This window comes from Clostridium sp. AF37-5, assembly GCF_003477605.1.
Classification (GTDB): Bacteria; Bacillota; Clostridia; order Lachnospirales; family Lachnospiraceae; genus Eubacterium_F.
Genome location: NZ_QUDR01000013.1, coordinates 42,292 through 55,355 on the forward strand (window position 1 = coordinate 42,292; position 13,064 = coordinate 55,355).

Sequence of the window (13,064 nt, forward strand, 5' to 3'; positions counted from 1 at the left end):
TCTTTGCGTCTCGTGGGCACAAAGTTTTTCTACGGAATTACTGGAATCCAAAGGAACCGGCAGCGAACATTTGTCACAAACCCAATCCTTCCAAACTTAGTTTTTCATTGTATTTGAGAATATAGAACCGCTTACTTTCGCGCAAAAAAAACAATTTGTATTGCACCTATCAAATTATATGACTACAAATTTTGATTTGTACTTAAATATTTCCTGCTTTTTGCCGTAAAATGTTTAATTTTTGATGTAACTTTTGAAACATCAATTTTGATTTGTCGACTTGGCGAACGAAGTCGGCAAATTGGTTTTGTAAATCCATCGGCGGAACATGCACATAAATCTGTTTTAATTTGGTAACATTCACTCCCGCCATAATTGCACCAGAACTCACTAATTCAATCTGTCTTGTAACAAATCCGCTAAAATGTAGCTGACACACCATAAATGCAGGATTTAGTCTTTCACGATCCACACGAATTCTCAAAACATCTGAATGAATAATTCCATCTGGATAATCATTAGGAAAAAGTGCACATTTTCCAACATTTCCCTTTCGTGACATCGCAATATCTCCAGGAATGATTGTATATGAATTTAACTGCTCGGCCTTCTCTTCTGTTAAAAAATGTGTCGGCTCAGACAAAAACGCTGTGTTAATCTGTGGAATCTCCCATACAGCAATTCCAGATGTCGTATATTCATCCTTGCTTAATTGAGTACCAAATGGTCCACATTTTATATCATCTTTATCCGCACAAGCATCTACAAATTTACACTTATCCCATGAACATTCTGGATTTGCCAGATCCCCAAACATCTCGACAAATCGGGCTTTGATAAGGTCGTCAAGCAGCAAGAGTTCACTCTTTCTCCCAGCCAAACTGCCCATTATTTTATCTAATACCTTTACAATTTCCTTTTGTTTTTCTAGAGAGCACAACTCTATTTCAATCTCCGACAATGTAGCCTTATTTAAAGTTTTTCCCATTACAGCTTTATTACTTCCTTTATCCCAATCTCTGTACTTAAACAAATAAAAAATGTATTTAGGTAACATATCAACAACATGCTTGTCATGAAAAGCCATTATTGCTTCGTTAGAATACATATCCTCTGCTGTTATCGCAGTTTTTCCAATAGATAATTTAAAACTCATAACTACTGTATTTCGAGGAATTAATTTTATTCTACTTTCCTGAACAGCTTTTTCAGAAAGATGTTCTTTAGTATTTGAAATATACATTTCGGTTGTAGATAAATCTCCAATTGAGATCCACTTATAACCATTTGTATTCCAATAATCTACATTATCCCTTGATGGCGTTTTTCCCATCTGCAAATCAAATATATCTTTCAATTTATATTTCATCTTCCTCATGCCTCTACAGGCTACGAACAATATTCTTTACCGTTTTATCAAATTGTATTGTAAACAGAACATATGTTTGTTATAATATAATTGGTGCTACCTTTACGGTAGGCGGTTAGTCCTTTTGCAGAGGACTGTGACCTCTGATTACATAGAAATCTTTTTACAGAAATCTACCAAAGGAGGATTTTATTATGCTTACAACGGAACTTTTTATAGCCATCATCAGCTTATGTATCACTTGCTTTGCCCTTGGTTATACCGTTGGTTGTAAAAGCAATGATAAAGCACAAAAATAACCGCCCAGTCCAGTAAACTTTGGCGGTTATTTTTATAAAACCAAATTGATATTGGGCTAACCATCTATCGGTAGCACCTCTATGTTTATATTAGCATCTAACCGCTTTTATGTCAAACATGTATTCTGTTTTTTAACTTTTTTGATAACTACTCGTAGCACTGCAAACCTCAATTTGTCTCTTGCAGCTAAAGGAACTTCTCATTATTAATCTAAAAACAAGCGTGACCGCCAAACAGACAGATATTTGCGCGGTCACTGCTTATTAAATGCATCAGGCACACTGACTCATTTCTCATTTAGCCCATATATTTCTGATGTGATGTCTTCACATTGCTCTGATTTACCATCGCATATTGCATCGTTGTATCAATTTGCGAATGTCCCAAAATTTTCTGCACCTGTTCAATTGGCATTCCTTTGTCAATTGCTCTCGTTGCCATAGTCCGCCTAAATTTATGTGGGTGAATTCTTTCCAAATCAAGCCGGCGTCCGAGTTTGCGAAGTCGGATTTCTACACCACTTATTTTCAATCTATCATGCGGCGCATCAAGCGTCACAAATAATGCCTCATTTTGGTCGGTTCGCCTCTCTATGTATTCCTTCAAATGAACTTTCGCCTTTGCATCAAAATAAACTTTTCGCTCTTTGTCACCTTTTCCGTACACAACACATTCCCGCCCTTCCAAATCAATATCATCAATATTTAAATTAACAAGCTCTCCCACTCGAATCCCCGTTGAATACAGCAAATCGATAATTGCCAAATCGCGAATTTCTTCACAATTATCTCTTAGTTTTTCGATTCCTTCATCTGTTATTACATTTTTAACAACAGTCTTGGTTTTAATTTTATGTATCCTTCGCATCGGACTTTTCAGAACATAATCCTCTTCTTCCAACCACGAAAAAAAGCTGGATATATTTCTTCGGATATTGTCAATTGTTACATTAGAACAACAATTTAATCGCTGATAATCTGCCAAATACGCTCTTATTTCTTCTGTTGTTATTTTACGCACTTCTGTTTCAATGCAAGACAACATATGCTCCACCGTCACACGATAATATTGAATTGTCCGCTCTGAACACCCCTCAATCTTTTTTGCATCCAAAAACATCTGCAAAAATTCTTTGTTCTCAATTTTCTTGGTGTCTGCTTGATTTTCCGCAAATGTGTTAACCATTACTTCCTGCAGCTTTTTCATCTGCGGTATCGATAGATACTCCGACATCTCATTTAAAATTGTAACTACTTTCTCTTCCATATTGGTACCTCCTTATTTTGGTACCCACATCCATCCCCTGCACTTACAATTCATATTTAAAATTCCATGTTTTGCGCTTATATTATGCGCAAAATAAGCACGAAGGTCAAGTATCCAGAAAAAACAAATGTGCTAATATTACAAATAATATTAACACACTTGCATAATTCCAGAATTTAACTATTTTATTTTCTTATACTCAGCCAAAGTATTCCTGCATTAATGAATCAAACAATGTTTGCGTTTCATCCAATGCCTTTTGCACTGCAACTTTTGATTTGTCGACTTGGCGAACGAAGTCGGCAAATTGGTTTTGAAGTTCGATGGGTGGTAAAATTATCTTTAACCGCTCAACTTGCTGTTTAGTTATTGCCTCTCTTGTAGCTCCACTGCCCGCAATTTCCCAAAGTAATTTTTGATAATTGTCATCAATCAATAGTCTATTCAAAAATATTGGTTCAATACACTCTTTACATCTAATAATGCAAACATGCTGATTTACTCTTGCTGGCAATATTTGATTGGGCACAACACACGAACGAGCAACTGATGCCCCAGTTATATTCAGCAAAACATCACTTTCTTTTATAATAACATTATCAAGTTTGGCTGCCTGTTCATCCGAAATATGAGCCAAATCTTTATATTCAAATTTACCATTGTAAACATTCATACTTCGTATAAGAGCAATACCTTCCTCTTGATATGCTTCCCTACCTCCTTTAGGTGTTGCTCCAGAACCAATCTTCAATGTAAGTTGAGCTAATAAATTACTTTCCCATCCTTTTTCATTAAGCACAGGATTTCCAAAGAGTTCCACAAATCGGGCTTTGATAAGATCATCCAATAGCCGTAATTGCTGTTTCATTTCGTTGATAATTACATATAATTTATCAAGCTTATCGCATACAGAAATTTGTTCTTCCTTAACTATTTCATTCACTTCATATTGGGATATATAATGAGCAAGCTTTAAATTATGAATTCCCGTAGTTTTATTCTCAAACATCCTCGTTCCACCACGCCTATAATTTGCAAACAAAGAATAAAATACATATCTAGGATACCATATTTCCTGATTTTTAACTCGTAGTAATCCTGTAAAATTATTAAACAAATAAGTATTATCCTCACCCTCAAAATATATAACTCTTCCAACAGGAAACTTATCACTTCCACCTGATTTCTCAATAATAATGTCACCTTTTCGAAGAAACTTTTCTTCTATATTTTTTTTGGTTATTGTCCTAGTAACTACATTTTTATAATCAACCACTCCTTCATTGGTAAAATTAGTAGTTCTAAGAACTGGAATTCCCTCACCAGTCTGATCATCAATTCCCCATTCACCAGACAAAGCTTTACCTGTAATTTCAATTAATTTCGCCATCTCTTGTCCCTGCAAACCTCAATTTGTGAGGTCCTTTCTTTCTTATTTTGCAAGCATTTCGCGCAATTCTTTCGTTTCCTTCGCAATCTGCTCGTTCAACTGTTCAATCTCAGCAAGAATCTCCTCTGTCGGCGGATATTCCACTGGGATATACTCAATTTTCTTATATTTATTAATCGATAAATCATAATCATTGTCGGCAATTTCCTGCTTGTCAACCAAGAAGCTCTGCTCCGTTCTTTCGCGAGTTTCCTCGTTATCTTTATGATGGAATCTCTCAATAATATCCGGAATGTCATTTTCCTCAATTGGCTGACGCTTATCATCCAGCGAATGACCATCAGCCTTCATATCGTAAAACCAAACTTTTTCGGTACCCCCGGCATTTGTTTTCGTAAAAATCAAAATAGCGGTAGACACCCCTGCATACGGCTTAAATACACCGGATGGCATGGAAATAACACCTTCCAAGTATTGATTTTCCACCAATTCTTTACGTAGATTTTTATGAGCCTTTGAAGAACCAAACAAAACACCATCTGGCACAATGCAGGCACATCTGCCACCTACCCGAAGCAGACGAATAAACAGTGCAACAAACAACAATTCAGTCTTCGTTGTACTAGTAATTGCAGACAGTGATTCACTAATATTTTCCTTGTTTAATGTTCCCTTAAAAGGTGGGTTGGCAAGGACTAAATCGTAGGTATCTTTCACCATGTAATCTTTTGACACACTATCCTGCTTATTCAACTGTGGATTCGTAACCGAATGAAGCATCAGATTCATGCAGGACAAACGACACATAGTTTCATCCGTATCAAATCCCGTAAATGTTTCCGTTGCGTATTTTTTCCATTGCTCCTCGGTCATTTTATTTCCATAGTGAGTTCGTATGTATTCTGCCGAAGAAATCAAAAAACCTGCCGTACCACACGCTGGGTCACAAATTTTCATATCCGGTGTTGGCTGCATAAGATTTACCATCATATCACGAATATGCTTCGGTGTTCGAAATGCACCAAGCCGCCCCGCAGAATTTAATTTTCCAAGCATATGCTCGTATAAATCTCCCTGCATATCTAAACCTTTAATGTCATTTTCAAAGAGGTCATCTAAGCCAATAATAACTTTTTGTAATGCCAATGGTTCATTAATTTTGAATGTTGCATGTTTCAAATATCTTGAAAACGCGGAATTTTCATCCTGATTCAAATTGATTAGAAAAATAAAGACATGTTCAACAAAATGTTTGTGAAGTTCTCTAGCTTCCATCCCTTTAAAATTTCTCCACCGCAATGCCTGTTCTTCTTTAGAATCCCCAAAAATATGTTTCTGTGGTTCCCCTGAAAGCAATTCGGCAGTTTCAATATCTGCTTCATGCTCATCAAGTTGTTTTGCAAACATAAGATATGTTAACTGCTCAATAACTTCGGTCGGCTGTGATACTCCTCCCGCAATGACATCAAGCCATATCTGTTCAATTTTGTTTTTCACTACTGCTGGTAACATGTTTTCCTCCTCACGTGTTCTTTCGCTTTACTCGATTTTTATACTACTATATTAACGATTTTTAACAGTAACGTCAATTATTACTTCATTTTCGTCGCAAGCTACAGTTATCTCATATTATAAATAGAATCACACAAAGGATTGATTTTTATTCACATGTTTGATAAGATATTGTCAGTGCTACCCTATTCGGTAGGCGGTTCGCCTTCGTCGCAAGAGTATTAGCTTGCGTTTACATAGAAATCCTTTGCGGAAATCTCATGAGGAGGATTGTGCTTATGCTTACAACGGAACTCTTTATAGCCATAATCAGCTTATGTATTACTTGCTTTGCTCTTGGTTATACCGTTGGTTCCAAGAGCAATAATAAAACACAAGAGTAACCGCCTGGTCTGCAAACTTTGGCAGTTACTCTTGTAACCAAAAAATCAGGCTAACCGTCTATATGCGGTAGCACATTTTCTATCACTATATTAGCATCAAATTATATTTATGTCAAACATTCCTGCAAGACAATTCTCCCCCCAAAGCAACGCTTTTCCCAAACTTTCTGCCTTATGGTTGCTTTGCTTACAACTATTTTTCTATTTCATGCAACTCTTTCTTAAAAATCCAGAAAAAAGCGTTGTTTTTCTCGGAAAAATTGAGATAAATCCGACAAAATGGGGGTGAATATGCAACGTTTTTTGGCTTTGGAGCAAGTTAGCGTTGTTTTAGCAAGTTGCCAGCCCTTCTTCCGGCGAACATGCCTTGTAATGACCGCCAGAATCCTTCCTAAGCCGTGAGCGCCTATCTCTTCGCGATAGGCGCTCACGGGCTGCGCCCTATAATAATAAAAATACCGACACCTACACACTTTTGTGCAAGCACAAGTATGCAGGTGACGGTATTTTCCTTATTGCACGGCTTAAGCCTAACGTGCACATTTATACTGTAGGTCTTCCCAGCGGCGGTCTACTTCTGCCTGGAATTGCTCGATTAGGTGTTCGTTGCCTTTTTTGAAGAGGTGTTTGAAACGTCCCTGAACACGAAGGAAGTCTTCGATTGGGAGTTTCTTCTTTGGCTCATAGGAAAGAATCCATTTGCCATGGTCTACCTCAAAAAGCGGCCAGTAGCAGGTTTCTACGGCAAGTTTACAGATGTTCATGATATCTGCTGTGTCGTAACGCCAGCCACGTGGGCATGGTGTCATTACATTCAGAAAACTTGCGCCTTCTGTGTAGATGGCTTTTTCGGATTTACGATGCAAATCTTTAAAATCCGTTGTCATTGTTGTCTGTGCAACATAAGCAACGTCGTGGTCTGCAATGATGCTTGCCAAGTCTTTGCGGTTCTGCATTTTACCTACGGACTGCTTGCCAACCGGCGTTGTCGTTGTGTCCGCATACATAGGTGTTGCCGAAGAACGCTGGATACCGGTGTTCATATAGGCACCATTGTCATAGCAGACATAAACCATGTCATGTCCACGCTCCATCGCACCGGACAAGGACTGGAAACCGATGTCGTAAGTTCCGCCATCTCCACCAAATGTAATAAATTTAAATGTTTCGTCTTCCGGCAGTCTGCCGCGTTTTTTCAAGGCACGGTAAGCAGTCTCAACACCACTCAATGTGGCACCTGCATTTTCAAATGCATTATGTATGTAACTGTCCTCCCATGCGGTGTATGGATACATAAAAGAAGAAACTTCCAGACATCCGGTCGCATTACCAATGACTGCGTGGTCTCCCTCATGCAGAGCACGAAGTACGGCACGTACAGCGATTGTTGCACCACAGCCGGCACACATACGATGTCCCGGAGCCAATCTCTCTGGTTTTTCCATCATAGTTTTTAAACGATAATCACTCATACTATCCTCCGTTTATCCTCTCAGTCTGATATACTGGTACTGTTCTACTGTCTTGCCATTTTCAATCATATCCTCTAATTCCGCGAATACATCTTTTACATCTTTGATGGTAAAATCACGTCCGGCCAGACCGTATATGTAATTTACTGCTTCAATCATAACTTTATTTTTGAACAAGGCTGCCGGCACCTCACTGCCAAGCGGTCCGCCATTGCCATTGTAGCTCTCACAACGGTCCATAACGGCAACTGCTTTGCAATTTGCTAAAGCTTTTGCAATTTCCTCTGAAGGGAATGGACGGAATACACGAAGTTTGAGTACACCGACTTTTTTGCCTTCTGCCCGAAGTTCATCCACAGCCTCTTTCGCAGTTCCTGCTGCCGAACCCATAATCAACATAATGTAATCGGCATCTTTCGTTTTATATTCCTCAAAAAGCTCAAAACCACGTCCGGTCAGCTCTTTGTATTTTTTTGCAACTTCCTTAATAACTTCTTTTGAATTTTCAAGTGCCACTTCCTGATTTTTCTTTGCTTCCATCGCATAATTGGAAACAGAATACGGTCCTACCGCAATTGGTTTGCCGGGATTTAACAAAAATTCTTCCGGATGATACTCACCAACAAAATCTTTGACCGCTTCATCTTCCAAAAGCGTAATATTTTCCACAGCGTGGCTTGTAATAAATCCATCCTGACAAATCATAACCGGAAGATGTACTCTCGTATCTTCGGCAATCGGATATGCCTGAATAAAGTTGTCATACGCTTCCTGATTATTTTCTGCGTAAATCTGAATCCAGCCGGTATCTCTTGCGCCCATACCATCGGAGTGGTCGCAGTTAATGTTAATCGGACCGGATAATGTACGGTTTACCAACGCCATAACAAGTGGCAGACGGTTCGATGCAGCAAGAAGAAGTTCTTCCCACATAAGTGCGAGTCCTGCAGAAGAAGTAGCCGTCAAACTTCTCGCACCTGCTGCCTCGGCCCCAATCGTTGCACTCATGGAAGAATGTTCACTCTCCACCGGGATAAACTCGGTATCCATCTCACCATTTGCAATATAGGTAGAAACCATCTGTGGAATCTCCGTTGAAGGAGTAATTGGAAATGCCGGCATGACATCCGGATTAATCTGGCGGATTGCATACGATACCGCTTCATTTCCTGACATACGTTCTTTAATTGCCATTAGATATTTCCCTCCTTCATCTCAATTGCGCCAAATGGGCATACTTTAGCACAAATGCCGCAGCCCTTACAATGGTCATAGTCAAATTCGCCACGCTTTCCATCTTTAACCGGAATACTGCAGTCCGGGCAAACCGGGGTGCAGAGCAGGCATTGTTTACATTTATCTGCAACATAAATCGGGGTATTCGTGCGCCACTCACCGGTATTAAAAAGTTTTGAAGTGCCACCCGCAAAAACCATCAAGCCTTCTGTCAAATCCTGATGTGGTGTTTTTTCGTTGATTTTTGTAACATCTGTTCTCACGCCATTGCCTCCTTATCTTTCTGAATATCGATGGAAACAACGTCAAAGGCACGCTCCAACGCTTCCATATTACCGTCAATTACTTCTGGTTTTTTTGCAAATTTATGTTCATAAGAAGCTCTCATTTCATGAATAAAAGTCTCTTTTTCCATTACTTCACTGACCGCTACCGTAGCTGCTAACATCGGTGAATTCGGAAAATTCTTTCCTAATGTCTCCACGGAAATATGTCTGGCATCAATCGCATAAACACGACCTTTGTAGCCATTGAGTTTCGGAATCATGTCCTCTCTCTTTTTCGGTGTATTAATAATAATTGCACCGGTTTCCTTCAAACCGGCTGTCACATCAACCGAATCCAAAAGCGTCTCATCTACAACCACCACATAATCCGGGTGGTAAATGTTTGAATGTACGCGAATCACATCGGAACTGATGCGGTTGTACGCCGTAATCGGTGCTCCCATACGCTCCGGACCATATTCCGGAAATCCCTGCACGTTCTGACCCGTTTTGAACGCTACATCCGCAAGCAAAAGTGCTGCCGTCTTGGCACCTTGGCCGCCGCGGCCGTGCCATCTGATTTCGATACCGTTCTTCATCGTTCTCAAATCTCCTTCTATCCTTCATCCATTGGGTGCAAAATTTTCTCAATAACGTTTTGACCCAGCATATCCTATTATATCGTAGGAAAAACAAATGTAAAGCGAAAATGTTTAATTTTGTTCACTTTTGAAGTGAATTATTTTCATTATCTGTTTTTTTCAACTTTCTCCGGGCAAACAGTTGGAACAAGCCCCCATTTATGTTATACTACTAACAGAAACATTAAAGGAGATTGGATTTCATTGATTAAGCGATTTTATGTACCAACTTCCAAACTAGAAGAGGGCATGCAGATTGACCAGGTTATCAAAGACAGACTGGACCGTACACTCATTGCCCGTGGCTCTGCTTTGGATGCTTATTTGATTGAAGGCCTGAAAAAACGAGGCATACACGGAGTATACATAAAGACAGGTGAGGAAGACCCGGAGGAAAAACCGGAGGAAGAAACACTCACCCCTTTTGTACGCAATAAAATCGAAAAATACCGCACAGAAGATCCAAGAAAAGTTTATTTATCAGAGAGTGTTAAAAAACGCGTGTCCGAGGGAATCCAGTATTTATATAACAATTCAGACTCACCGGAATTCACAAACACTTCCGCAAAAATTACAAATGACTTAATTCACGCCATTGACCACAACGACGCTTTGGCGGTTGATATCAGTGCACTCAAAACAAGCGATGAATATACGTTTAAGCACAGTGTGGATGTCGCTACCATCTCCATGATTATTGCCAGAAACTTGGGCATGTCAAGCAAAGATGTTTATAATATCGGTATCGCCGGACTTTTACACGATATGGGAAAATCAAAAATCCCATCCGAAATTTTAAACAAGCCGGCTCGCTTAACCGATGAAGAATTTGCTATTATGAAACAGCACTCCGAGCTTGGCTATAACATATTAAAAGAGAAAAAAGAATTTCACGGTGCCATTTCGCTTGCCGTGCTGCAGCATCATGAAAAAATGAACGGAACCGGATATCCATTTGGATACGCTTCCGATAAAATTGTACCTTATGCAAAAATTCTGTCCATTGCGGACGTTTACGACGCTCTAGTAACCGAGCGTCCTTACAAAAAATCATTTTCCCAGCGCACCGCCGTGGAAATGATTATGTCAATGACCGCCGAGTTAGATATCACTGCCATGCGCAGTTTCATGGAGAGCGTCATTCTCTATCCGGTTGATACAACGGTTTCACTGAGCAATGGCGAACAGGCCCGCGTTGTCGAAAATAAACCAAATGCCGTCCTTCGTCCCACCGTCGTAGGACTAAAGAGCGGCATTGTTTACAATCTTTCGGAAGACTTAACCTGTGCTTCCATCGTTATTCAATAGACACGATTTTATTTAATCCACCATACGAATACTTTCAATGACCGGCTGGTCTGCTTTTTCAATCGTTCCGTTACCGTCAGTCGGAGTGGCATCTTCACAAATCTTATCGACAACTTTCATTCCCTTTGTCACTTTTCCAAAAGCAGCATACTCACCATCCAAATAGGTTGAATCCTGATGCATAATGAAGAACTGGGAACTTGCGCTGTCCGGGTCTGACGAACGCGCCATGGAAATCACACCTCTTTTATGAGATATGTTATTCTCTACTCCATTGGAAGAAAATTCACCTTTAATCGTCTCATCTGAACCACCGGTTCCGTTTCCTAACGGATCACCGCCCTGAATCATAAAACCGGACATAATGCGGTGAAATGTCAAACCATCATAAAACTTTTCATTCACCAATTTGATAAAGTTTGCAACCGTAATCGGTGCCGTATCACCGTCTAACTCCACCTCAATCATGCCATAATCTTTCACTTTGATTTTTGCGTGATGCTTTCCTTTTGTATCGGTTGTTTTTGATTCCGGCTTTCTTGTTGCCTCGGCTGTCTCCGTAGCTTTTGGTGCCTTTGTCGCCTTTGTCTCGCTCGTTGTGTCAGATTTTGAACCTCCACATGCACTAAGCCCCATTACAAGAACTGCCAATACAAGCAGAAAACTAAATTTCTTTTTCATGTTACTAAATTCTCCTTTCAAACGTCATTGTCCCCATTATAGCGAATCGATACCTTTTATGCAAGTTCGGAAAAGCATGTTATGTTCTTTTGCTTTTCCTTCTTACGTGTCGTCTTCTCTATTCACTGACGATATCGCCACATAACCGGTCAGTCACAATTTCCTTGCATTTTTCTCTATGTGCCACATGAAGTGGGTGGTTCATAAACTTCTTTAACGATTCCTCATCTGCAAATTCTGCATAAAAAACAAGGTCATAGCCACCGGCAAAATTGCGGTTTATCTCTGCATGCAAAAGCCCCTCTATATTTCCATTCATCGTAGCCACTGACTGCTGCATAAAACGAAGGGATTCCTCCTGTGTATGCTCCTCTTTCACTTTCTCCGTGAAATTCCAAAATAAAATATGTCTTATCATCGTTTTACCTCCTTATTTCCTAACTCCCAAAAAGCGACTGCACTCGCCGCGGCTACATTCAGCGAATCAACGCCATGTGCCATCGGTATTTTGATGGTGTAATCACTTTGTTTTATTGTCTGCGGCATGAGACCTTCTCCTTCGGTTCCTAAAATGATGGCAAGTTTTTCTTCTTCTTTCAGTTTCTCATCCGCAATTGAAACCGTATCCTCACACAGTGCCATTGCCGCCGTTTTATAGCCAAGTTTGTGCAGCCTGCTCACATAGGTTTCACCATCCGGCAGAAAACTCCACGGAATCTGAAACACGGTTCCCATACTTACTCGCACCGCACGGCGGTATAAGGGGTCGCTGCAATCCGGAGTAAGCAGGACAGCATCCATTGAAAGCGCTGCTGCCGAACGGAAAATCGCACCTACATTGGTTGGATTCACCACGTTTTCCAGAACTGCTATCCGTCTTGCCAGCCGGCACACACTTTCAATCGATGGAAGTTCTTTGCGATACATCGCACAAAGCATCCCTCTCGTGAGTTTAAAACCTGTAATTTTTGTCAACACATCAAACGGTGCTGTAAAAATTGGAATCTCCGGGTATTTTGCAATAAATTCCTGCCCCTGCTTTTCGATGTGCGCTTCTTCCATGAGAAATGATACCGGCTCATACCCAGCTGCCAGTGCTCTCTCAATGACAATCGGACTCTCCGCAATAAACATCCCCCTGCCATGCGCCGGGCGGTGTTTTAACTGCGCCTCTTTTTCACGCACATAAAAATCAAGTGCCTCATCTGAAAAATCCGCAATCTTAATTATGTTTGCCATC

The 13,064-nt window shown here is 40.1% G+C and carries 12 protein-coding genes; 1 reads left to right on the forward strand and 11 read right to left on the reverse strand.

What is annotated here, in order from left to right; all coding sequences use genetic code 11:
- Positions 1 to 202 precede the first annotated feature (202 nt).
- The 8 genes from DW019_RS09285 to DW019_RS09320 form a co-directional block, all read right to left on the reverse strand.
- Positions 203 to 1,369: a restriction endonuclease subunit S gene (locus DW019_RS09285; RefSeq protein WP_182431082.1), complete on the reverse strand. Its 1,167-nt coding sequence runs from the start codon at positions 1,367 to 1,369 to the stop codon at positions 203 to 205.
- A gap of 597 nt (positions 1,370 to 1,966) precedes the next feature.
- The gene (xerA, locus tag DW019_RS09290; protein WP_118443195.1) at positions 1,967 to 2,935 is read right to left on the reverse strand and encodes a site-specific tyrosine recombinase/integron integrase; all 969 of its coding nucleotides are present in this window, start codon (positions 2,933 to 2,935) and stop codon (positions 1,967 to 1,969) included.
- Between the two features lie 199 nt (positions 2,936 to 3,134).
- On the reverse strand, positions 3,135 to 4,325 hold the full coding sequence (locus tag DW019_RS09295) for a restriction endonuclease subunit S (protein ID WP_118443196.1): 1,191 nt from the start codon (positions 4,323 to 4,325) through the stop codon (positions 3,135 to 3,137).
- Positions 4,326 to 4,367: 42 nt separating this feature from the next.
- Positions 4,368 to 5,837, reverse strand: a complete 1,470-nt coding sequence (locus DW019_RS09300) for a class I SAM-dependent DNA methyltransferase (RefSeq protein WP_117478733.1) — start codon at positions 5,835 to 5,837, stop codon at positions 4,368 to 4,370.
- Positions 5,838 to 6,750: 913 nt separating this feature from the next.
- Positions 6,751 to 7,692, reverse strand: a complete 942-nt coding sequence (locus DW019_RS09305; RefSeq protein WP_117478732.1) for a thiamine pyrophosphate-dependent enzyme — start codon at positions 7,690 to 7,692, stop codon at positions 6,751 to 6,753.
- Between the two features lie 12 nt (positions 7,693 to 7,704).
- The gene (gene porA, locus DW019_RS09310; protein WP_118443197.1) at positions 7,705 to 8,886 is read right to left on the reverse strand and encodes a pyruvate ferredoxin oxidoreductase; all 1,182 of its coding nucleotides are present in this window, start codon (positions 8,884 to 8,886) and stop codon (positions 7,705 to 7,707) included.
- The gene (locus tag DW019_RS09315) at positions 8,886 to 9,191 is read right to left on the reverse strand and encodes a 4Fe-4S binding protein (protein ID WP_022377270.1); all 306 of its coding nucleotides are present in this window, start codon (positions 9,189 to 9,191) and stop codon (positions 8,886 to 8,888) included. Before DW019_RS09315 ends, porA begins: the two co-directional genes overlap by 1 nt.
- Positions 9,188 to 9,793, reverse strand: a complete 606-nt coding sequence (locus DW019_RS09320; protein WP_022377269.1) for a 2-oxoacid:acceptor oxidoreductase family protein — start codon at positions 9,791 to 9,793, stop codon at positions 9,188 to 9,190. The genes DW019_RS09315 and DW019_RS09320 overlap by 4 nt, the downstream gene beginning before the upstream one ends.
- A 246-nt stretch (positions 9,794 to 10,039) precedes the next feature.
- Here DW019_RS09320 and DW019_RS09325 point away from each other — a divergent pair, with 246 nt between their 5' ends.
- Positions 10,040 to 11,143 carry an HD-GYP domain-containing protein gene (locus DW019_RS09325; protein ID WP_242989384.1) on the forward strand — a complete coding sequence of 368 codons (1,104 nt, stop codon included), beginning with the start codon at positions 10,040 to 10,042 and terminating at the stop codon, positions 11,141 to 11,143.
- Between the two features lie 12 nt (positions 11,144 to 11,155).
- Here the strand turns inward: DW019_RS09325 and DW019_RS09330 are convergent, their stop codons facing one another.
- The 3 genes from DW019_RS09330 to DW019_RS09340 form a co-directional block, all read right to left on the reverse strand.
- Positions 11,156 to 11,824, reverse strand: coding sequence for a peptidylprolyl isomerase (locus tag DW019_RS09330; protein WP_118443198.1), 669 nt, complete (start codon positions 11,822 to 11,824; stop codon positions 11,156 to 11,158).
- Positions 11,825 to 11,942: 118 nt separating this feature from the next.
- Complete coding sequence (locus DW019_RS09335) at positions 11,943 to 12,242, reverse strand: Dabb family protein (protein WP_118443199.1); 300 nt, start codon at positions 12,240 to 12,242, stop codon at positions 11,943 to 11,945.
- A complete protein-coding gene (locus tag DW019_RS09340; protein WP_118443200.1) occupies positions 12,239 to 13,063 on the reverse strand; it encodes an RNA methyltransferase in 825 nt (274 codons plus the stop codon). Before DW019_RS09340 ends, DW019_RS09335 begins: the two co-directional genes overlap by 4 nt.
- Between the last annotated feature and the right edge of the window lies 1 nt (position 13,064).

Coding starts and splice junctions, on each gene's coding strand:
- DW019_RS09285 (WP_182431082.1), bottom strand. CDS start 1,369: ATGAAATATAAATTGAAAGATATATTTGATTTGCAGATGGGAAAAACG.
- xerA (WP_118443195.1), bottom strand. CDS start 2,935: ATGGAAGAGAAAGTAGTTACAATTTTAAATGAGATGTCGGAGTATCTA.
- DW019_RS09295 (WP_118443196.1), bottom strand. CDS start 4,325: ATGGCGAAATTAATTGAAATTACAGGTAAAGCTTTGTCTGGTGAATGG.
- DW019_RS09300 (WP_117478733.1), bottom strand. CDS start 5,837: ATGTTACCAGCAGTAGTGAAAAACAAAATTGAACAGATATGGCTTGAT.
- DW019_RS09305 (WP_117478732.1), bottom strand. CDS start 7,692: ATGAGTGATTATCGTTTAAAAACTATGATGGAAAAACCAGAGAGATTG.
- porA (WP_118443197.1), bottom strand. CDS start 8,886: ATGGCAATTAAAGAACGTATGTCAGGAAATGAAGCGGTATCGTATGCA.
- DW019_RS09320 (WP_022377269.1), bottom strand. CDS start 9,793: ATGAAGAACGGTATCGAAATCAGATGGCACGGCCGCGGCGGCCAAGGT.
- DW019_RS09330 (WP_118443198.1), bottom strand. CDS start 11,824: ATGAAAAAGAAATTTAGTTTTCTGCTTGTATTGGCAGTTCTTGTAATG.
- DW019_RS09335 (WP_118443199.1), bottom strand. CDS start 12,242: ATGATAAGACATATTTTATTTTGGAATTTCACGGAGAAAGTGAAAGAG.
- DW019_RS09340 (WP_118443200.1), bottom strand. CDS start 13,063: ATGGCAAACATAATTAAGATTGCGGATTTTTCAGATGAGGCACTTGAT.